Below are 20,350 nucleotides of genomic sequence, written 5' to 3'. Positions count from 1 at the left end.
GGGCTTGCCCGCGATGAAGCGTTACCGGTAATGCTTCATCGCGGGCAAGCCCGCTCCTACGAGAAGCGAAGACGCTGCCGGCAGAACCTCAGCGCGGCAACCACACCAACGCCAACGCAATCAGCGCGGGCAACGCCTGCACAAAGAAGATGCGACGGTTGACGCTATAGGCGCCGTAGCAACCCGCCACGACCACACAGCCAAGGAAGAAGCTCAGCACGTCGGTGCGGGCCTGCAACGCGCCCCACAACAGACCGGCGGCCAGGAAGCCGTTGTAGAGGCCCTGGTTGGCTGCCAGCACGCGGGTGGCCTGAGCCTTCTCGAGCGTATTGCGGAAAGTCTTCAAGCCCAGCGGGTGCGTCCACAGCACCATTTCCAATACCAGGATGTAAACGTGCAGCAGGGCGATGCACAGGCCGGCGACGATGGCGAACAGGGACATGGCAGATTGGCGTAATGAACGTGGCAGCCAGCATAGTCGCGATTGCAGTCATCCGGTCCGAAGCAGCTGATCAAACCTCATGCTGCCGCAAGACGGGCGGAAGAGATGCAAGACCTGCGTGTACGAGTAAAGCGCTGCCATGCGCGCACCGGCTACGTATGTTTGACAGCCGCTGTTTGACAGCCGCGCAGTGGCTTGCTGCCTGCTCCTTGAGTGGCTGATAGAAGGTCGCGAGCTCTCGACCGGTGGCACGTAGGGCGCGCTCAGGATCGGAGTGCCCCGGTGCTACATACCTCGCCGAACACAAACCGCGCCAACCTGAAGGTGAGCGCAGTATTTTGTTGCCGCTCTTCGCGTCATCTGGATGGTCCCAAGCCGCGTTGGTCGAGGGCGCGATGCCCTCGCCGTTCGCGGGACACGCCGCAAGTACGTTCATGTAGGCTCGGTGGCGGCATCCATGCCGCCACACGGTCCCGCAATCAGCGAGGACACCGCACCAGGGAGCTGATCGCTAGCTTTGTGAAAAGCGGGCCATCTCTCCGGTTACATCGGCCTGCTGAATGCAGGCCGCATCTACATGAGAGTTAGCGAATTGGAAGCACGTCATGCACTGCTTGCACCCTACACACCGACACTCTTGATTGGTCCTTGCCCGCCCACCGTCGCGGGACCTTACGCGGCATGGATGCCGCGTAAGAGCCTACATGGACGTACTTGCGGCGTGTCCCGCGATGGTGGGCGGGCAAGGGCCCTGCAGCCAATCAACAGATCAGCCGCTCCAGCCCTGAGATCATCCGTTCTGCAGGTGAGCTATCAACACTGTCCAACTACTCCAAGGCAACAGAGATTTCGCTGCCTCGAAGTGGCTGACAAAACGTCGCGAGTAATGAGCAGGCAGATATGCACGGCGCTCTCAGAACCAGCTGTATCAGTGGTACACGCCGTACCCAGCAACAGTCGCGCCCGCCTGATGGTTGCAAATAGTTTTGCCAGCCCCTCTTAGTCGGACGCCTGCTTAGCGGTCTGCGCATCGCGCTCGGCAGGCAGCTTGCGCGCCTCGCGCAGCAGACCGAATGCGCCCAGTGTCATGCCCGAGGCCACCAGCAGACCGACGCCGAACACGGCACTGGAGCCGAATGCCGATACCAGCTTGTGCACCCACACGAAGGTGAGGTCGCCACCGCGGTAGATCACGGTGTCGATCGCCGCGCCGGCCTTGTAACGCCATTCCCGGTCGACGCGCGTGTATAAGGTCTCGCGCGCCGGCTTGGCCAGTGCGAACTCGCTGGAGCGGGTGATCACCTGCACGATCGCGATCATCATCGGCAACGGCGAGGCCGTCAGCACGGCATAGCCAAGCGTGATCGCCACGCCCGGAATCAACAGCGCCGGCGCGATACCGAAACGCGACAACAGCGCGCGCGTCACCAGCAACTGCAGCACCAGGGTGAGCGCGTTGATCGCCAGATCGATGCTCGCGTAATAGGCGGTGGCTGCCGCTGCGTCTGTGTATAGACGCCGTACCAGCGCTGCCTGCTCGTTGTAGAGCAAGGTGCCGACGCCCACACCGAACAACACCATGAAGGCCAACCAGCGCAGCAACGGCTCGCGCACGATCAACTTGAGCCCGCCGAGCACATCGCCGCCCATCGGCACTTCGCCCGAGCTCAGCTGTCGCTCCTGCTCGCGCGCAACCGCCCACAAGCGCAGACGCAGCACGCAGACCACGCACACCGTCAGAAACCCGGCCGACACCAGCATCAGATGCGCGATGCCGATGCGCTCGACCAGGGTGCGGGTGAGGATCGGCCCGAGAAACGCGCCCAGCGTTCCGGCCGCACCGATGTAACCGTAGTAACTGCGCGCTTCGGCATTGCTGAAGACGTCGGCCATGAAGCTCCAGAACACCGCCACCGCAAACAGGTTGAAGACGGTTACCCACAAAAAGAACGCCATGCCGCGCCCGGGCACGCCGCTGTCGAACAACACGTAGAACAGCAACAGGGTCGCGATGAAGAAGCCATACACCACCGGTAGGAACACCCGGCGCGGATAGCGGCTGACCAATGCGCCGTAGACCGGCTGCAGCAACACCATGATCAGGAAGGTGCAGGTAAACAGCACCTGCAGGGTGAAGTCCTTGAGCGGCATGCCATGCGCGGCGAAGAAGGCGATCATGCCGGTGGGAAAGATCGCTTCCACATCCGCCGAGGCGCTCATCGCCTCGCGCACCGGGCGCAGCACGTAATACCCGCTGAGCAGGCAGAAGAAATACAGAAAACTCCACGCCAGCGGCGGCGAGCTGCGCAACGCGCCGCTCAAACGGCCAGCCGCAGCCTGCGACGAAGAAAATCGGCTGGTCATGGTGAACAAATCGCCTGCACAAACGGGCCCGACAGCGTAGACATGGCAGCGGCGGCACCCGCGAAGGAAGCGCGCAAGTTAGCCGATGCGGCGCAGCACCACCAGCGCCGCGGTGCAGAACACAACGGACTGATCGTGCATCCAGACGGCACGCCACTTGCAGCCACATCTGCATAAGTGCCGAGGCGCACTCGAAGCGCTCCGCGCCGCCCGATTTCTGAACCTAAAATCATCAATAGGATCAATATGATGCCCATTCATCTTCTGGCAGTTTGTGCTATTGCGAAGCGCGGCGCTAGAATCGCCGGAGGCAGTGGAACAGGCGGGACAACCATGACTGAAATGCGCAGGCCCCGACGGTTTCGTCCGTTGGCCATCGGGCTGCTCGGGGCGTTATTGCCCCTGGCCCTCTCTTCCACCGCGCAGACGCCCGCGCCAGCTGCCTCAGCGCTGCAGCCGGCCACCCCCGCACAGTCGCCCACCGCTCCGCTGCAGTATCGCGCCTCGCTCCCGGCCAGCAGTGTGCTGGCACCGGCGGCCGGCTTCGATGTGGCCGCGTTTGAGTCCATGGCCAATCAGTTGACCTACGGCAACCGCGTGCCCGGCATTGCGATGGCGATCGTGCAGGGCGGCAAGGTGCTCAGCGCGCGCGGCTATGGCGTCACCGACGTCAATCATCCGCAGCCGGTCGATGGCCACACCGTGTTCCGTCTTGCTTCGCTGTCCAAGGCGTTCGCAAGCACCATGGCCGGCCTGCTGGTCAACGACGGCGTGCTGCGTTGGGACAGCAAGGTGGTCGATTACGTGCCCGGCTTCCAGCTCAGCGATAACGTCGCCACTCATCAGCTCACCGTTGCCGAGGTGCTCAGCCACCGCGTTGGCCTGACCCGTAACGCCTATGACCGCGATATCGAATCCAACGTCGACTACTACTCGCTCAGCCACAAGCTCGCCGCTGCGCCCTTGCGCTGCGCGCCGGGCGATTGCTATGCGTATCAGAACGTGGCCTTCAGCCTGGTCGGCGATGTGGTGTTCGCCGCTTCCGGCAGTTTCTATGAGCAGTCGGTGGAGCGCCGCATCTTCAAGCCGTTGGGCATGAATGACGCGAGCATGGGCCTGGCCGGCATCCAGGCCAGCCCGCATGCGGCACGCCCGCATGTGCGCAGCCGCGGCGGTTGGGTGGCACTGACGCCCAAGCCGACCTACTACCGCCTGGCGCCCGCTGCCGGCGTCAACGCCAGCGCCAGCGACATGGCGCAGTGGCTGCTCGCACACACCGGTCACCGCACCGACGTGCTGCCTGCGCCGCTGCTGGCGACGCTGCACGCGCCGTTGATCTCCACACCGGGCGAGATGCGCTCGGGTTGGCGCCACGAGCGTGTGGACGCTGCCAGCTACGCGCTGGGCTGGCGCGTGTTCGATTACGCCGGCCATCAAGTCATCTTCCATGCCGGCGCGGTGCAGGGCTATCGCGGCCTGGTCGCGCTGCTGCCCGAGCGCGACCTTGGCATCGCGATCATGTGGAATGGCGAGAGCGGTCTGCCGTCGGGCATGCTGCCGACCATCCTGGATCGCGCACTCGGCCTGCCGGCCAAGCGTTGGCTGGACATCGATGTGGATGGCGACTTCGGCAGCGAGAACATGCTGGCCGAGCGTCCCGATCCTGCAGGCAAGGGTGCCTCGTCCGGCAAGTCGGTGGCATCGCCGCGCTGAGTTGGCGTTTGCAGCGATTCAAGACAGAGGCGGCTTCGGTCGCCTTTGTTGTTTTTGGCGTTCGCGATTGTTGAGAGCGACCCAATAAAAAAGCTCCCTCCCCGCTGGGCGTCGGGGAGAGAGCTCGATGTTTACGGCGATCGGGTGTTGCAGATCAGATCAGCGGCGCCGGAGTTGCGGGCAGCGCGACCGGAGCGGCCTTCTTCTTGCGAACGGCCGGCTTCTTCTTGGCGACCTTCTTTACGGCAGTCTTCTTGGTGGCGGACTTCTTGGTCGCCTTCTTCGGAGCTGCTGCTTTCTTGGCGGTCTTCTTGACTGCTTTCTTGGCGGCCGTCTTCTTGGTCGCCTTCTTGGCAGTCTTCTTCACTGCCTTCTTTGCGGTCTTCTTCACTGCCTTCTTGGCTGCCTTCTTGGCAGTCTTCTTCACTGCTTTCTTGGCGGTTGCCTTCTTGGCAGTCTTCTTGACGGCCTTCTTGGTAGCAGCCTTCTTCACTGCCTTCTTAGCGGTTGCCTTCTTGGCGACCTTCTTGACTGCCTTCTTGGCGGCAGTCTTCTTCACTGCCTTCTTGGCGGTGGGTTTCTTTTTTGCAGCTTTTTTAGTGGCCATGTAATTGGCTCCTCGTCAGTGAACTATGGAGGTGAAACGCCCAGTTGAACCAAACCCCGCGACGGCATGCCGTCGTCGGGAACCATCCGCAGGTGATGCGCGACGGGACGGATACAGAAACACCCGCATCGAACGGCGACACGGGTGCGTGATCGGAACGACTGCTGCTTTCTTGGAGAGAAGCGGACCCGACTCCACCGTGGATAGCGCTTCGGTGGACATCTGGAACAAGCGTGTCGGCTTGATGTCGATTCTGCTCACTCTCTTTCGCAGCAACGTCTGCTGGGCGAAACCTAATCACGCTTTTTTTTACTGTCAACACTCTTTTGCAATTTTTTTTCAGCCAGCCATCGCAATGCGCCGCGTCGAGGTGATCCAGACAGGCCTTGCACTGGCATGCGCGTGCGAGCGACGCGCACATTCGTGCAATCGGGTTTTCAGAAAACCACTTCTTTTGTGCTGTTTTTTTGAAGCGGTCAAAAATGCAGCGACTGGATCGGCATGACGGACGCGTCGCAAGGTGCAAGGCAGTGATGTCTCGCGTCGCCTGTCCGCCAGCTGAAAATTTTTTATCCAACGACTGCGCTTGGGGCGTCGCATCAGCACAAATGCGCAAACTTATTGCGCACTTCGATCGCCTTGCATGCGTCTGCATGGACGACTCGATGCATGCATGCATGCCTTGCATCGCGTCCAACGATCGACCATCGACGCATGCGAGCGCCAGTTTTTTTCACCACACACACGCCGCGCCCTCACGATTGGCTCACGCCAGAAATCCGACGCGCCTGCATGCGGACATCCTTCGACGCGGTGGCGGTGATGCGTGCATGGCGCGTGCGGTGTTTTTCGCTCGGCCGCCGAGCGCGGCGATGGAGACCGGCACCTGGCATGTTCGAGAACTCGGCAACGCGGCAGTTCGCTGGCCACTGCAATCGATACCGGCGCGCCGGCGCAGCCTAGCGTGCAAAAAAAATGGCCGCTCCAGGAGCGGCCATCCGAGGTTGCGATGTGCCAGGCGCGATCAGTGCGCGTCTTCTTCCAGCAGCTCGGCATAGTCGTCCGGCGACAGCAGATCGTTGAGCTCTTCCTTGTCGTCGAGTTCGACCACGAAGATCCAGCCGTCGCCGTAAGCGTCTTCGTTGATGGTTTCCGGCTTGTCGCTGAGTGCGCTATTGACCTCGACGACGGTACCGCTGACCGGGCTGTAGACGTCGGAGGCGGCCTTGACCGACTCCACCACTGCCGCGCCGTTGCCGGCCTGCACGGTGTCGCCGACGCCCGGCAGTTCGACGTAGACCAGGTCACCCAGCAAGCCCTGCGCGTGGTCGGAGATACCGACGGTCACACGGCCGCTGTTTTCGACGCGGGCCCACTCGTGGGATTTGAGGAACTTGAGGTCGCCAGGGATCTCGCTCATGTATGCTCCGGGGAAACTGGGGTTAGGGACAGGTGGCTAGTTTAGACCGCGCGACAAGACAGGTGCACGCGCGCGCAGGACTGCTTGGTTGCTACCGATGTTGCGCGCTGCCGACCGTCTGCACGCCTGGCAGCGTTTGACTCATTGTCCGAGCACGCCGGGCTGTGCCTGGCCATCGCGCACGAACGGAAACTTCACCGCGCGCAACGGCACTTGCTTGCCGCGGATGTCCACGCGCAGGTCGTCGATGCTGCCGGCCGGCACGCGCGCGAATGCGATCGCCTTGCCGAGCGTGGGCGAGAAGGTGCCGGACAGGATCTCGCCTTCGCCGCTGGCGGTGAACACGCTCTGGCCGTGCCGCAGCACGCCCTTCTCATCCATCACCACACCAATAAGTTGACGCGGCGCGCCCTGCGCCTTTTGCGCTTCGAGCACGGCGCGACCGATGAAGTCGCGGCCTTCGTCCAATGTGATCGTCCACGCCAACGCAGCCTCATAAGGCGTGACCGCGTCGTCCATGTCCTGCCCGTAGAGATTCATGCCTGCCTCCAGACGCAAGGTATCGCGCGCGCCCAGACCGGCCGGCTTGACGCCTTGCGCGAGCAGCGCGTTCCAGAACGCGACCGCCGCGTCCTGCGGCAACACGATTTCGAAACCATCTTCGCCGGTGTAGCCGGTGCGTGCGAGGAACAGTGCGATGCCATCGCGCGAATGTGTCTGCAGTGCAGCGAAACGGCCGAGCTTGCTGGCTGCAGTGCTGTCGGCAGGATCCACCAGCTCGATGACCTTGGCGCGTGCGTTGGGACCTTGCACGGCGATCATCGCGAAATCGCTGCGCTCTTCCACGCGCACATCGAAGCGCGCGGCCTGCTCGCCGATCCACTGCAGATCCTTTTCGCGGGTGGCGGCGTTGACCACCAGGCGGAAGAACTCTTCGCTCATGAAGTAGACGATCAGGTCGTCGATCACCCCACCCTGCGGATTGAGCATGCAGGTGTACAGCGCCTTGCCGGAGACCTTGAGCTTGTCCACCGAGTTGGCCAGCAGGTAGCGCAAAAATTCGCGCACGCGCGCACCGCGCAGATCGACCACGGTCATGTGGCTGACGTCGAACATGCCGGCGTCGCGACGCACCTGATGGTGCTCGTCCAGCTGCGAGCCGTAATGGATCGGCATGTCCCAACCGCCGAAGTCGACCATCTTGGCGCCGAGCGCACGATGGGTGTCGTTGAGGATGGTCTTCTGGGTCATGCGCGCCGGTCCAAGGGAAAGAGGACCATTATCGCCGCCCGGCCGCGCTTGCGGGAACGACGTGTTCGCCGCGCCGCAGCAATTTGCGTAGCCACTCCTGTGAGCTGCCATCGAGTCGCTGCATCCGCACGTTGCGATGCTCGGTGCGTCGCCAGCGTGGCGCTGCGTCAGCCGCACGACCTCGCCATGCGCGCGATCAGACGCTGCGCGGCGAAAACATGATGATGGCCATGCCAAGCAGGCAGCAGGCGGCGCCCAACAGATCCCAACGCGTCGGCGTCACCCGGTCCACCCACCACAACCACAACAAGGCGCTGGCGATGTAGACGCCGCCATAGGCCGCATACACGCGCCCGCTGGCATCGGGATGCAGGCTCAATAACCATACGAAGATGGCGAGGCTCAACGCGGTCGGCAGCAACAACCAGATGCTGCCGTCTTTGCGCAACCATAGATAAGGAAGGTAGCAACCGACCAGTTCGGCGACCGCGGTGGCTGCGAACAGCAACAGCGTGGTCGGTGCGGAATTCATGCGCGGTCTGGCTTATCGAAATCTGGCTTGTTCAAATCTTGCTGGTCGCGGTTTGCCTGATGCGGGTCGGAGGCATCGAGACCTTGCTCGCCGACGACTGACTGATAGGTGGCAGGTTTGCCGGCGGCCAGCGGGTCGAAAGCAGCCGGATCCTCGCCTCGCTCGCCGCGCTTGACCTGTTGCCACAGCGCTTCCTGTTGGTCCAATGACAGTGCTGCCAGGTTGGTGTCTGCGGTCTGCGCGAGCGCTTCCATGGCGCGAAAGCGGCGCTCGAATTTGAGATTGGCATGGCGCAGTGCGGCGCCCACATCGACCTTGGCGTGCCGCGCCAGGTTGGCGCAGACGAACAACACATCGCCAAGCTCGTCTTCCAGCCGTGCCTGGTTGTCGGCGACCGGGCCGCGTGCGAACTCCACGCGCAACTCTTCGATTTCTTCCTGCAGTTTTTCCAGCACCGGTGCCGGGCCGGGCCAATCGAAGCCGACCCGCGCCGCGCGCGACTGCAGCTTGGTGGAGCGCTGCCACTCCGGCAGGCCGCGTGCGATGCCGGCAAGTGCGGAGTCGTCCTGATGGCCGGCTGCACGCCGTTCTTCGCGCTTGATCTGCTCCCAGTTGGCGCTCACGGCCTGCGCGCCGTCGAGCTGTTGATCGGCGAAGACATGTGGGTGGCGACGCACCAGCTTGTCGCTGAGCGTGGCGACCACGTCGGCAAAGTCGAATGCGCCCTGCTCTGCTGCCATCTGTGCATGGAAGACAACCTGCAGCAGCAGGTCGCCCAACTCGTCGCGCAAGCCCGGCAGGTCGGTGCGATCGATGGCGTCGGCGACTTCGTAGGCTTCTTCGATCGTGTACGGCGCAATGCTGGCGAAGGTCTGCTCCACATCCCAGGGACAGCCGTGCTCGCGATCACGCAGACGCGCCATCAACTGCAGCAGGCGCTGGATGTCGCCGGTCGGCGGGGTCTGGGGCATAGCGACGCTCATACCAGCCAACTGCGCCACGGCAGATTCGGATCGCCCAGCGCGATGAAATCACCGTTGAGCAAGGTGTCGCGGCGGTTGTAGCGGAACGGTTTGCCGGAGCCCCCCGCCAGCAACACGCCGCCGGCGGCATGCAGCACACACTGGCCGGCAGCGGTGTCCCACTCGGACGTGGGGCCGAAGCGTGGATAGACGTCGAGATCGCCTTCGGCGATGCGGCAGAACTTCAACGACGAGCCCTGCGCCACCACATCGATCTCGCCCATGCGCTCCAGTGCGGCCGCGGTGCGCGCGTCGCGATGCGAGCGGCTGGCGGCTACCCGCAATGGCGTGGCGGCGGGCGTGCGCGTCTGCAGCATTTCGTCGCGATGGCCATCGCGGCGGTAGGCGTTCTCGCCACGCGCCGCGTACCAGACCCGGCCATCGACCGGCGCCTGCACCACGCCGAGCACCGGCGCCCCCATGTGGATCAACGCGATGTTGACGCTGAACTCACCGTTGCGCTTGACGAACTCGCGGGTGCCGTCGAGCGGGTCGACCAACCAGTAGCTGGTCCAGTACTGGCGTTCTTCCCAGGCGATATGCGCGGATTCTTCCGACAGCACCGGCACGTCCGGCGTGACCCGGCGCAGCGCATCGACGATGACGCGATTGGCGGCCAGGTCGGCCTGGGTCAGCGGACTGGCGTCGTCCTTGATCTGCACCGCGAAGTCCTGCGCGTATACCTGCATGATCGCATCACCCGCCTCGCGGGCGATGGCGATCACGGTTTCGCGCAGTTCCATCGGAATGCGGATCATGGATTGCGCTCCAGCCACTCGCGCGCAATGAACAGGGCAGCCAGCGAACGGCCTTCGGAGAAATCGTCGCGCAGCATCAAGTCGTCCAGACGGGCAATCGGCCAGGGAATCACTTCCATCTCTTCGGGCTCGTCGCCAACCAGCCGTTCGGGGTAGAGATCGCGTGCCAGCACCAACCAGGATTGGTGACTCATATAAGTAGGAGCGAGCGTCATCGCGCGCAGCACCTGCACCTGGCGCGCGCCGTAACCGGCTTCTTCCTTAAGTTCGCGGTCGGCCGCCTGCTCCGGCGTCTCGCCGGCATCGATGCGGCCCTTGACCAGACCCAGCTCGTAGCGATGCACGCCGGCGGCGTACTCGCGCACCAGCAGCACGGTCTGCGCATCCAGCATCGGCACCACCACCACCGCGCCGTGGCCCTGGCTGAGTTGGCGTTCGTACAAGCGGCGCTCGCCGTTGGAAAATTCCAGATCCAGTTGCTGGCGACGGAACGGCCCGTCACCGAGATCGGTGATCTTGTGGATGGTCGGCAGACGCGGGCTCATGCGTGACACGCAGGGGCGGGGGCGACCGATAGAATAGGCGTATGCATCGACATGTTCATGAGCCCGAAATCCTAGCAGACCCGGCAGCCTCTCAAGCTGCCGAACATTGGCGGCAACGCGATCTTGAGGTGCTGTGGCACCCCTGCACGCAGATGCGCGAGCACCCGCACACACTTCCACTGGTGCCGATCGCGCGTGGCGACGGTGCGTGGCTGGTCGGTTACGACGGCCGCCACTATCTGGATGCGGTCAGCAGTTGGTGGACCAACCTGTTCGGCCACACCGAACCGCGCATCGGCGCGGCCATCGCGCGCCAGGCCGGCGAGCTGGAGCAGGTGATGCTGGCCGGCTTCACCCACGCGCCGGCAGTGCAACTGGCCGAGCGCCTGTTGGCGATTGCGCCACGTCAGGCCGGCCGCGCGCCATTGTCCAAAGTGTTCTATGCCGACAACGGGTCGGCCGGCGTGGAAGTGGCGTTGAAGATGGCCTTCCATTATTTCCACAACCGCGGCGAGCATCGCCGCACCCGCTTCGTGGCGCTGGAAAACGGCTACCACGGCGAGACCATCGGCGCGCTGTCGGTCGGCGACATTCCGCTGTACAGGCGCGTGTATGCGCCGCTGCTGCTGGAATCGATCTTTGCGCCTTCGCCGGATGCGTATCTGGCCGAGCCCGGACAGAGCGCAGAAGACTATGCGCTGCAGGCCGCCGATGCGTTGCAGGCGTTGTTTGAACAATCGCCAGGCGAAATCTGCGCACTGATCCTGGAGCCGCGCGTGCAATGCGCAGGCGGCATGCGCATGTATCACCCGGCTTACTTACGGCGTGCGCGCGAACTGTGCGATGCGCATGGCGCGTTCTTGATCGCCGACGAGATCGCCACCGGCTTCGGCCGCACCGGCACCTTGTTCGCCTGCGAGCAGGCCGGTGTCATGCCTGACCTGCTGTGTCTGTCCAAGGGATTGACCGGTGGCTTTCTGCCGTTGTCGGCGGTGCTGGCCACGCAGCAGTTGTACGACGCCTTTCTCGATGATTCGCGCGAACGTGCGTTTCTGCATTCGCATAGTTACACCGGCAATCCGCTGGCCTGTGCGGCGGCGCTGGCCACGTTGCAGATTTTTGCAGACGACGATGTGATTGCGCGCAACCAGCACACGGCCGCGCGCATGAGCGCATTGGCCGCGCAGATCGGCGAACACCCGGCCGTGGCGGACGTGCGCCAGGCCGGCATGATCGTGGCGTTCGAGCTCACCCAGGGCGGCGACAAACGCACGCCGTTCCCGGCGGCGGCGCGGGTGGGCCTGAAGGCCTATCGCGCAGCCCTCGACAAGGGCGTGGTGCTGCGGCCGCTCGGCGATGTGCTGTACTGGATGCCGCCGTATTGCGTGGACGAAGCACAGCTTGCGCTGCTGGCCACCACCACCCGCCATGCCATCGAAGAGGCCGTTGCATGCGCCTGACCCGCTCGCATGTCGCGCTACCACTGCACTGCGATCAAGAGGTGACGCTGCCCGAAGAGTCGGCCAATCACCTGCTGCGTGTCCTGCGGCTGCGCGAGGGCGATGCCTGCATCCTGTTCAACGGCGACGGCAGCGACTACCACGCGCGTATCACGCTGGCAGGCAAGCGCGAGGCGCGCGCACTGGTGGAACGTGCGCAGCCGCTGTGCAACGAATCGCCGCTGTCGATCACGCTGATCCAGGGGATTGCACGCGGCGAGAAGATGGACCTGATCCTGCAGAAGGCAACCGAGCTGGGGGTTGCGGCGATCGTGCCGGTCAACGCCGAGCGCACCGAGGTCAAGCTGGATCCGGCGCGGATGGAAAAACGCGTGGCGCACTGGCGCAGCGTGGTGATCTCGGCCTGCGAGCAATCCGGGCGTGCACGCGTGCCCACGGTCGCTGCGCCACTGGGCCTTCAGGACGCGGCGCAGGCCAGCGACCCGCATGCGCTACGGCTGACGCTGGACCCGCATGGCGAGCATCGCCTGGCCACGCTGCCGGTCGCCGCGCAACAGGCTGTGATCGTGGCGATCGGGCCGGAAGGCGGCTGGTCGCCGCGCGACCGCGCAATCCTCGGCGAGGCTGGTTTCAGCGGGTTGCAATTGGGTCCACGCATTCTGCGCACCGAAACCGCAGGACTTGCGGCGATTGCGGCGCTGCAGTCGCGGTTTGGGGATCTATAGGGCGATGCTGCGGGTCATCTGATGCCCGCTCTACATCGTAGGAGCGCCCTTGGGCGCGATGAAGCGTTATCGACAATGCCCATCGCGCCCAAGGGCGCTCCTACGGGAATGCGGAATTCGATCGAATCAGCGCCCGTGCTGCAAAAACCAGCTGGCCGCGCCGATCACACCGAGCTGGCCATGTTCGACGATGCTGACCGGCACCTGCTCCAGCGCCGGACGCAAGGCGCCCTTGTCGAGCAGGCGCGCGACGAAGTCGCTTTCGGCAATGAAGGCGGCGATCTGCGGCAGGAAGCCGCCAGCCAGATACACACCGCTGCGCACGCCGTACAGCAGGATCATGTCGCCGACCACGCTCCCCATGAAACCGCAGAACGCCTGCAAGGCATCGCGTGCCAACGTGTCGTTACCGGCCAATGCGGCGGCGGTGACATCGGACGGGCTGGCGTGCACGGCCGGCTCGCCGCGCAGTGCGGCCAGCGCGGTATAGAGATTCAACAAGCCCGGGCCGGAAAGCAGATGTTCGGTAGCCACGTGCGTGCGTGCGCGGCGCAGTTGCTGCAGTAACGCCACTTCCAGATCGCTGGCTGCCGCGAGTGCGGCGTGGCCGGCTTCGGTCGGCAACACCACCGCGTTGGTGCCGTTGGGAATCCACAACGCTGCGCCCAACCCGGTGCCTGGGCCCAGGATCAGCGCCGGACCCGCTGCACCTTGCGGCGGGCCAGACAACTGCAGGACCTGATTGCCGACCATGTAATTGGCCGCATAGGCGACCGCTTCGAAATCGTTGACCAGATGCAAGGCCTGCATGCCGAGCTGGCTGCGGATCTGTCCCGGTGCCAGCACCCACGGCAGATTGGCGGTGATCACGCTGCCGTCTTCCAATGCGTACCCGGCGCTGGCGATGACGCCACGCTTCACCGGTGCACAGCCAAGCTCCGCGAAGAATGCCGCCATGATCTCGGCCAGTCCCGGGTAATCGGCGCAGCGGTACTTGCGGTAGTCCAGCACAGTGACCGGCTTGCGTGGATCGATGCTTTCGCACACCAGCGCCAGGCGCACATGCGTCCCGCCCACATCTGCGGCAACGAAGGTTTCGGTGCGCGGAAAAGACACCGCGTCCATTGGGCTGCTTGCGCTCACGCGTTCTCCTGATAAATGGCAGCGGGCCGGTGTCATGTCCCGTTAGCCGACGAACGGTAACGGGTAGACAACGTTGTCAGCAATCGCCCTGTAACGCAACCGTCGCGATCACGATTTATGCAGGGCGCTGTTGATTTCATCATCCACCAAAAATCCGCATCTGTGGCAGCGATTTCCGCACAAATCAGCGTTGGGACGCATTGCATTGCGAATTCACCATAGAAACAGCGAATCGCGATGCGCACGTTCTCACGCCGTGCTGCGCAACTGCATCGGCGCAAACGGAACCCTGTCGCAAATTTGCTGCATTGCAGCGCAATCGCAGGCACTTCAGAGATCTGTGACGATGTGTTGACAACGCTGTCAACGCTACGCGAGACTCGATCCAAATCAGGGTTCTGGCAGGAGGGGCCATGGACTGTTCGGGACTGAACATCGGGCCATTCCCTCGCCTGCCGATTCCGGATTCGTGAGTGGTGCGTCACCCGACGTTCGACTCGCTGAAGTCGCATTCGCCACACCGCTTCACCACACGGGGGACACCTCCTCTACCACGCGAATCGCCTGGACCCGCTTCTCACGACGCGCGCCAGCGCAATCACCGCGATCGGTCAGGGCGTGTTGTTTTGCCGGCCACGCCGAGCGCGTTGCGCCCCACTACGGGCCAGACGCGCTCAAAGCACTAACCAATGAGGTTTAGCCATGCACAGCCGCACCACGACGTTAGCACTCTGTATCACCGCCGCTCTGTACTGCTCCGGCTCTGCCATGGCTGCCGGACAAGAACAGCAGGCCACTCCCAGTGCGCCCTCGGCCACCACCGAGCTGGACACCATCACCGTCACCGGCTACCGCGCCTCGCTTGAGAAGAGCCAGGCGGTCAAGCGCTCGGCCAACTCGATCGTCGATGCGATCAGCGCCGAAGACATCGGCAAGTTCCCGGACATCAACGCCGCCGAATCGCTGTCGCACCTGCCGGGCATCAGCGTCGATCGCCAGTTCGGCGAAGGCGAAAAGGTCAGCATCAACGGTACCGACCCGGCCTTGAACCGCGTGCTGCTCAACGGCCAGACCATCGCCTCGGGCGATTGGGGCGGCAACCCGACCGACACCAGCGGCCGTACCTTCAACTACACCCTGCTGTCGCCGGAAATCATCGGCCTGATGGAGGTCTACAAGACCCCCGAGGCACGCATCGACGAAGGCTCGATCGGCGGCACCGTGATCGTGCATACCCGCAAGCCGCTGGACCTGCCCAAGAACACCATCCGCGGCTCGATCGGCTACAACTACAACGACCGTTCGGAAGAAGGCAATCCGCGCGGCTCGGCGCTGTGGAGCTGGAAGAACGACGACGAGACCTTCGGCGCGTTGATCTCCGCCACGCATGACAAGCAGGACCTGGCGCGCGCCGGTATCGAATACTTCGGTTACACCACCGGCCGGAACGATAGAGGCCTGGGCATTCCGCCGACAGCCACCATCACCGGCGACGGCAGCGATGTGGCCACCGCCCGCGTGCCGGCCGGCATCAGCAGCGCGTTCTTCCAGCAGACCCGCGAGCGCAGCGGCCTGCAGGGCGCATTGCAGTGGAAGCCGAACGAGCAGAACGAATTCAACCTGACCGGCCTGTACATCAAGGGCAAGTACAACAACTTCAGCCAGGCGCGTTATGTGTGCCCGGCCTGTAACGACGACCTCCAGAAGGTCACCCAGGCCAATGTGCAGAACGGCGTGGTGACCTCGGCCACGGTCAGCGATGGCGCAGCCGGCCAGCCGTACGCGCAGCTGGATGCCAACTACCGTGAGAGCACCGTCACCACCAAGAGCCTGAACCTGCGTCACGACTGGTCCGGTGAAAAGTGGGTGTTCACCACCCAGGTCGGCAACACCGAAGCGACCGGCGGCAAGAACCCCGAATACCTGATGAAGTTCCTGATGCAGGACGGCGGTTACAACTACGCCTTCGATGGTCAGAACACCGCAGTGAACTACGACAACGGCGGCGCCTCGAACTGGGTGTTGCCCGGCAATCCGGCGGGCCTGGCTCCCGGCCAGCAGGGCAATGTCCCCGGCACCAACACCGGCATCATGCAGGCCGGCGGTATCGCGTACCAGAAGAGCAAGGACGAAGAAAAGTACTTCCAGTGGGATGCCTCGCGCGATCTTGAGTGGGGCCCGTTCACCAAGCTGCAGTTTGGCTACAAGTACATCAACCACAACAACGGCGTGGACGCACGCGGCAACCGCATCAACTCCACCGACGCGGTGTCGCTGACGCAGTTCAATCCGGGTAGCACGCCGAGCAGCCTGTACGACGGCCTCGGCGCCAGCGGCGACCTGACCACCTGGCCGACCGCCAGCCTGAACTCGGTGCGCAACTATCTGTTGTCGCAGCCGCAGGGCCCGTACCGCACCGATTTCGGCGCCTCGTTCCAGGTCAAGGAAATCACCCAGAACGTCTACACGCAGTTGAACTTCGAATCCGGCCAGTGGCGCGGTAACGTGGGTGTGCGCCTGGTCGACACCACCGACAAGTCCGAGTTCTGGCAGAGCAACGATGGCGGCACCAACTTCGACCGTGTTGCCGAGACCAACGACTATCGCAAGGCGCTGCCGAGCTTCAACATCGCCTACGACATCACCGACGACACCGTGCTGCGCTTCTCGGCAGCCAAGGTCATCGCGCGTCCGCGCTACGCCGATCTGGCCGGCACCTTCACCATCAACAGCGGTACCGGCGATCTGACTGCCAACGGCGGCAACCCGGATCTGAAGCCGTACGAATCCACCAACTACGATCTGGCGGCCGAGTGGTATTTCGCCCCGTCCAGCATGTTGTCCGGTGAAGTGTTCTATCGCGACATCAGCTCCTACATCGTCAGCACCACCACCAGCCAGCAGCTGAATCCGGCACCGCCGGCCATTGCCGGCCTGTATCAGGTCACCACGCCGGTCAACGTGTCGGACGCCAAGGTCACCGGCGTGTCGGTCAACTACCAGCAGACCTTCGGTCTGGGTTTTGGCTTGCAGGCCAACTACACCTTTGCCGAATCCGATTCCAGCTCCGGCTTGAACCTGCCGTACCTGTCGCGCGATACCTACAACGTGATTCCGTACTGGGAACACGGCGACTGGACGGTGCGCGTGAACTACAGCTACCGCTCGAAGTACTTCACCCAGATCGGTCGCCTGCAGTCGCGTGACTTTGCAGATGCCTACAAGCAGCTGGATTTGAACGCCTCGTATCAGATCACCGATTACATGGGCATCACCTTCGGCGCGACCAATCTGCTGGATTCCACCTACCGGGTCTTCAGCAACACGCGCGATACGCCAACGGCGTTCTACAAGAACGGCCGCGGCTACCAGGCCCAGTTGAACTTCAAGTTCTGATGTAGTCCCGGCGCGCCACCGTCCCTCCACGGTGGCGCGCTTTTTTTTGCCTGTCGTTGCGCCTGCAGCGCCAGGCCATCGGTTGTATGCAGAAGTGCCACTGGCCATATCCCTTCGCGCTTGAAGGACTATCGCCAGGCCCGCTTCCGCCATCCACGTGCCGGTTGCCGTCTTGCCAACACGTTTCGCTTACAGGAGTGCAGTTCCCATGACGACCGATAGCCGCCACTACGCGGCTCCATCCCGCCGCCACGCCGGAGCTGCACCCAGGAGTCGCGCGCTCGCGCTCGCTCTGCTGGTGGCCTGCCCGGTGCTGTCGTTGCACGCGCAATCGCCGACTGCGCCGACCGCCGCCACGCTCAGCCCCGAACAGATCGACCAGCAGTGGCTCAGCGCCACCGCCAAGTACGCACCCGAGCGCGAGCGTCTGGTGCATGAGGCAGAACAAGGCGCACGCAAGGGCCCGTTCCGTCCCGATTGGGCTGCACTCAAGGCCTATCAATCGCCGGCGTGGTACGACAACGCCAAGTTCGGCATCTTCATCCATTGGGGCGTGTTCTCGGTGCCGGCGTTCGGCAGTGAGTGGTACTCGCGCAATATGTATCTGCAAGGTTCCAAGGAGTTCGCGCACCACGTGGCGACCTATGGCCCGCAGGCGAGTTCCGGCTACAAGGATCTGATTCCCAAGTTCACCGCGCCCAAGTTCGACCCGAATGGCTGGGCCAAACTGTTCCGCGAGTCCGGCGCACGTTATGTGGTGCCGGTGGCCGAGCACCATGACGGCTTTGCGCTGTACGACTCCAAGCTCTCCGATTGGACCGCAGTGAAGATGGGGCCCAGGCGCGATCTGCTGGGCGAGTTGTCAAAGTCGATCAGCGCGCAGGGATTGCACTTCGGGCTGTCCTCGCATCGCGCCGAGCACAACTGGTTCTTCGACGGCGGGCGTAAATTCGATTCGGACGTCAACGACCCGCGCTATGCGGCGCTGTACGGCCCGGCGCAGGTGCGCTTGCCGGGCAAGGACGATGCCGATGTGGCCAACGACTGGACGCCGGTGTCGCAGGCGTGGCTGGACGATTGGTTGGCACGCACCACCGAATTGATCGATACCTATCAGCCGGACCTGATCTATTTCGATTGGTGGATCGCCCACCCCACCTTCCGCAGCAGCCTGCCGACCATGCTGGCGTATTACTACAACCAGGGCGCGGCGCGGACCGAGGCCGATCGCGGCGTGGTGGTGAACTACAAGCTGGGCGCGTTTCCGGAAGGCGCCGGCACGCTGGATATCGAGCGCGGCCAGCTCACCGGCATCCATCCCACCCATTGGCAGACCGATACCTCGGTGAGCAATGCGTCGTGGGGTTACATCGAAAACGACACCTACAAATCGCCGACCTTCATCATCCACATGCTGGCCGATGTGGTGGCCAAGAACGGCAACCTGATGCTCAACATCGGCCCGCGTGCGGATGGTTCGATCCCCGAGACCGAGCGCGGCATCCTGCTTGCGATCGGCAAGTGGCTCAAGACCAATGGCGGCGCGATCTACGACAGCAAGCCGTGGCGCGTGTATGGCGAAGGCCCGACTGAAGTGGTGGGCGGCACCTTCCAGGACGTCAAGACCAAGCCGTATACCGCCGAAGATTTCCGTTTCACCACGCGCGATGGCGCGCTGTATGCGATCGAACTCGGTTGGCCGGCCGGCGGCAAGGCGGTGATCCGCTCGCTCACCCCCACCGATGGCGTGCGCAGCGTGACGCTGCTGGCCAACGGCAAGAAGGTGCCGTTCGAGCAGCAAGCCGACGGCCTGCATCTGAGCCTGCCTGCCAAGCCGGTGGGCGAACACGCCTACGTTTTCCGCATCGACCTTTCTTCCTCCACTCCCTGACGGATGCTGTTTTCATGAGCAAGCGATTGACCTGGATACTGCTCGCGCTGGCGTTTGCCTGCGCGCCTGCCTTGGCCAAAAACCCCACGGCGTTGTTCTATCTGATGAACACGCAGAAATCGACCAACTCGTTCATCGCCAACGTCGACAAGATCGATGTGGTGGTGCCGACCTGGTACGGTGTGGACCAGAACGGCCTGGTCAACGGCACCCCCAACACTTACCTCTACGACATCGCCAAGCAGAACAAGCTGCGGGTGATGCCGATCCTGTCGATGACCACCGGCCGCGACGGCTTCCACAAGCTGATGCACGACGAAGCAGCCAAGAAGCGCATGATCGAGTCGCTGCTGATCCACGGCAAGCAAAACAAGTACTACGGCTTTCAGTTCGATTTCGAAAACATCGCCTGGACCGACCGCGACGCCTACACGCTGATGGTCAAGCAGACCGCCGATGCGCTGCACAAGGCCGGTTTCAAGATGTCGGTGGCGGTGGTGCCGAATGCGCCAGGCCATGCCGAAGGCGGCCAGTTCTCCAAGTGGATGTGGGAATACTGGCGCGGCGCGTATGACCTCAAGGCGCTGGGCCAGGCCGCGGATCTGGTCAGCATCATGACCTACGACCAGCACACCCGCTGGACCACGCCCGGCCCGGTGGATGGCATGGTGTGGATGAAGAAGCATCTGGATTACGCCATCACCCAGGTGCCGAAAGAGAAGCTTTCGCTCGGCATCGCCACCTACGGCTACCGCTGGTACACCGGCAACCCGGTGAAGGAAGACGGCACCGAAGCGTCGAACATCGCGGCCACCTACATCGATGCCGACGAATCGTTTCCGCTGGCGATCGAACAGAACGCCACCGTGCAGTGGGATCCGGTCGAGCAGGAATCGTGGTTCTACTTCTATCGCGACGATATGCGCGAGTGGGTGTTCCGCCCGGATGCGCGCAGCTTCAAGGCGCGCTACGACATGGTGAAGCAGTATGGTCTGGAAGGTTTCAGCTGCTGGGTGCTGGGCGCCGAAGACCCGAAGGTGTGGGACGAGTTGCCGAGCGCGCAGCGCTAAGCGCGTTGTCG

16 protein-coding genes are annotated in these 20,350 nt (G+C 63.4%); 6 read left to right on the top strand and 10 right to left on the bottom strand.

Going from position 1 to position 20,350, the window contains the following annotated elements; genetic code table 11:
• Nucleotides 1-88: 88 nt before the first annotated feature.
• Together AC1PLU_RS06435 and AC1PLU_RS06430 are read right to left on the bottom strand one after the other, a co-directional pair.
• On the bottom strand, nt 89-442 hold the full coding sequence (locus AC1PLU_RS06435) for a DUF1304 domain-containing protein (RefSeq protein ID WP_481108015.1): 354 nt from the start codon (nt 440-442) through the stop codon (nt 89-91).
• Nucleotides 443-1,441: 999 nt separating this feature from the next.
• The gene (locus AC1PLU_RS06430) at nt 1,442-2,806 is read right to left on the bottom strand and encodes an NTP/NDP exchange transporter (protein WP_481108014.1); all 1,365 of its coding nucleotides are present in this window, start codon (nt 2,804-2,806) and stop codon (nt 1,442-1,444) included.
• Between the two features lie 333 nt (nt 2,807-3,139).
• Between AC1PLU_RS06430 and AC1PLU_RS06425 the strand changes: the two genes are divergently transcribed.
• Nucleotides 3,140-4,519: a serine hydrolase domain-containing protein gene (locus AC1PLU_RS06425; protein WP_481108013.1), complete on the top strand. Its 1,380-nt coding sequence runs from the start codon at nt 3,140-3,142 to the stop codon at nt 4,517-4,519.
• A gap of 154 nt (nt 4,520-4,673) precedes the next feature.
• Here AC1PLU_RS06425 and AC1PLU_RS06420 read toward each other — a convergent pair whose 3' ends face one another.
• The 7 genes from AC1PLU_RS06420 to nudE all read right to left on the bottom strand — a co-directional run bounded on the left by AC1PLU_RS06420 (nt 4,674) and on the right by nudE (nt 10,654).
• Nucleotides 4,674-5,126, bottom strand: a complete 453-nt coding sequence (locus AC1PLU_RS06420) for a hypothetical protein (RefSeq protein WP_481108012.1) — start codon at nt 5,124-5,126, stop codon at nt 4,674-4,676.
• Between the two features lie 1,024 nt (nt 5,127-6,150).
• A complete protein-coding gene (gcvH, locus tag AC1PLU_RS06415; RefSeq protein WP_023904736.1) occupies nt 6,151-6,546 on the bottom strand; it encodes a glycine cleavage system protein GcvH in 396 nt (131 codons plus the stop codon).
• 141 nt (nt 6,547-6,687) lie between these two features.
• The gene (gene gcvT, locus AC1PLU_RS06410; protein WP_481108011.1) at nt 6,688-7,797 is read right to left on the bottom strand and encodes a glycine cleavage system aminomethyltransferase GcvT; all 1,110 of its coding nucleotides are present in this window, start codon (nt 7,795-7,797) and stop codon (nt 6,688-6,690) included.
• Nucleotides 7,798-7,993: 196 nt separating this feature from the next.
• The gene (locus tag AC1PLU_RS06405; RefSeq protein ID WP_481108010.1) at nt 7,994-8,329 is read right to left on the bottom strand and encodes a YnfA family protein; all 336 of its coding nucleotides are present in this window, start codon (nt 8,327-8,329) and stop codon (nt 7,994-7,996) included.
• Nucleotides 8,326-9,300 (bottom strand): nucleoside triphosphate pyrophosphohydrolase, encoded by a 975-nt coding sequence (gene mazG / locus AC1PLU_RS06400; RefSeq protein WP_481108009.1) that lies wholly within the window; start codon nt 9,298-9,300, stop codon nt 8,326-8,328. Before mazG ends, AC1PLU_RS06405 begins: the two co-directional genes overlap by 4 nt.
• A gap of 8 nt (nt 9,301-9,308) precedes the next feature.
• Complete coding sequence (cysQ, locus tag AC1PLU_RS06395) at nt 9,309-10,109, bottom strand: 3'(2'),5'-bisphosphate nucleotidase CysQ (protein ID WP_006451451.1); 801 nt, start codon at nt 10,107-10,109, stop codon at nt 9,309-9,311.
• The gene (nudE, locus tag AC1PLU_RS06390) at nt 10,106-10,654 is read right to left on the bottom strand and encodes an ADP compounds hydrolase NudE (RefSeq protein ID WP_043889357.1); all 549 of its coding nucleotides are present in this window, start codon (nt 10,652-10,654) and stop codon (nt 10,106-10,108) included. Before nudE ends, cysQ begins: the two co-directional genes overlap by 4 nt.
• 41 nt (nt 10,655-10,695) lie before the next feature.
• Here nudE and bioA point away from each other — a divergent pair, with 41 nt between their 5' ends.
• The gene (gene bioA, locus AC1PLU_RS06385; protein ID WP_481108008.1) at nt 10,696-12,114 is read left to right on the top strand and encodes an adenosylmethionine--8-amino-7-oxononanoate transaminase; all 1,419 of its coding nucleotides are present in this window, start codon (nt 10,696-10,698) and stop codon (nt 12,112-12,114) included.
• Nucleotides 12,105-12,839: a 16S rRNA (uracil(1498)-N(3))-methyltransferase gene (locus tag AC1PLU_RS06380; protein ID WP_481094301.1), complete on the top strand. Its 735-nt coding sequence runs from the start codon at nt 12,105-12,107 to the stop codon at nt 12,837-12,839. Before bioA ends, AC1PLU_RS06380 begins: the two co-directional genes overlap by 10 nt.
• A gap of 126 nt (nt 12,840-12,965) precedes the next feature.
• On the opposite strand, the gene AC1PLU_RS06375 is transcribed toward AC1PLU_RS06380, so the two are convergent.
• A complete protein-coding gene (locus tag AC1PLU_RS06375) occupies nt 12,966-13,964 on the bottom strand; it encodes a glucokinase family protein (protein ID WP_481108476.1) in 999 nt (332 codons plus the stop codon).
• 720 nt (nt 13,965-14,684) lie between these two features.
• Here AC1PLU_RS06375 and AC1PLU_RS06370 point away from each other — a divergent pair.
• The 3 genes from AC1PLU_RS06370 (at nt 14,685) to AC1PLU_RS06360 (ending at nt 20,339) form a co-directional block, all read left to right on the top strand.
• Nucleotides 14,685-17,378, top strand: a complete 2,694-nt coding sequence (locus tag AC1PLU_RS06370) for a TonB-dependent receptor (RefSeq protein ID WP_481108007.1) — start codon at nt 14,685-14,687, stop codon at nt 17,376-17,378.
• A gap of 208 nt (nt 17,379-17,586) precedes the next feature.
• Nucleotides 17,587-19,269, top strand: a complete 1,683-nt coding sequence (locus AC1PLU_RS06365; protein ID WP_481108006.1) for an alpha-L-fucosidase — start codon at nt 17,587-17,589, stop codon at nt 19,267-19,269.
• A 14-nt stretch (nt 19,270-19,283) separates the two neighbouring features.
• A complete protein-coding gene (locus AC1PLU_RS06360; protein WP_104591529.1) occupies nt 19,284-20,339 on the top strand; it encodes a glycosyl hydrolase family 18 protein in 1,056 nt (351 codons plus the stop codon).
• The last annotated feature ends 11 nt before the right edge of the window (nt 20,340-20,350 follow it).

Source organism: Xanthomonas sp. NCPPB 2933, from assembly GCF_056725225.1.
The sequence above is the reverse complement of the archived record's forward strand: the minus strand, read 5'-3'. Positions and strand labels throughout refer to the sequence as shown.

Excerpts from the sequence above, each read along its gene's own strand:
- nudE (WP_043889357.1), bottom strand. The coding sequence starts at position 10,654 with ATGAGCCCGCGTCTGCCGACCATCCACAAGATCACCGATCTCGGTGAC.
- AC1PLU_RS06370 (WP_481108007.1), top strand. The coding sequence starts at position 14,685 with ATGCACAGCCGCACCACGACGTTAGCACTCTGTATCACCGCCGCTCTG.
- AC1PLU_RS06380 (WP_481094301.1), top strand. The coding sequence starts at position 12,105 with ATGCGCCTGACCCGCTCGCATGTCGCGCTACCACTGCACTGCGATCAA.
- gcvT (WP_481108011.1), bottom strand. The coding sequence starts at position 7,797 with ATGACCCAGAAGACCATCCTCAACGACACCCATCGTGCGCTCGGCGCC.
- AC1PLU_RS06420 (WP_481108012.1), bottom strand. The coding sequence starts at position 5,126 with ATGGCCACTAAAAAAGCTGCAAAAAAGAAACCCACCGCCAAGAAGGCA.
- AC1PLU_RS06425 (WP_481108013.1), top strand. The coding sequence starts at position 3,140 with ATGACTGAAATGCGCAGGCCCCGACGGTTTCGTCCGTTGGCCATCGGG.
- AC1PLU_RS06405 (WP_481108010.1), bottom strand. The coding sequence starts at position 8,329 with ATGAATTCCGCACCGACCACGCTGTTGCTGTTCGCAGCCACCGCGGTC.
- cysQ (WP_006451451.1), bottom strand. The coding sequence starts at position 10,109 with ATGATCCGCATTCCGATGGAACTGCGCGAAACCGTGATCGCCATCGCC.
- mazG (WP_481108009.1), bottom strand. The coding sequence starts at position 9,300 with ATGCCCCAGACCCCGCCGACCGGCGACATCCAGCGCCTGCTGCAGTTG.
- AC1PLU_RS06360 (WP_104591529.1), top strand. The coding sequence starts at position 19,284 with ATGAGCAAGCGATTGACCTGGATACTGCTCGCGCTGGCGTTTGCCTGC.
- AC1PLU_RS06430 (WP_481108014.1), bottom strand. The coding sequence starts at position 2,806 with ATGACCAGCCGATTTTCTTCGTCGCAGGCTGCGGCTGGCCGTTTGAGC.
- AC1PLU_RS06435 (WP_481108015.1), bottom strand. The coding sequence starts at position 442 with ATGTCCCTGTTCGCCATCGTCGCCGGCCTGTGCATCGCCCTGCTGCAC.
- gcvH (WP_023904736.1), bottom strand. The coding sequence starts at position 6,546 with ATGAGCGAGATCCCTGGCGACCTCAAGTTCCTCAAATCCCACGAGTGG.
- AC1PLU_RS06365 (WP_481108006.1), top strand. The coding sequence starts at position 17,587 with ATGACGACCGATAGCCGCCACTACGCGGCTCCATCCCGCCGCCACGCC.
- AC1PLU_RS06375 (WP_481108476.1), bottom strand. The coding sequence starts at position 13,964 with ATGGACGCGGTGTCTTTTCCGCGCACCGAAACCTTCGTTGCCGCAGAT.
- bioA (WP_481108008.1), top strand. The coding sequence starts at position 10,696 with ATGCATCGACATGTTCATGAGCCCGAAATCCTAGCAGACCCGGCAGCC.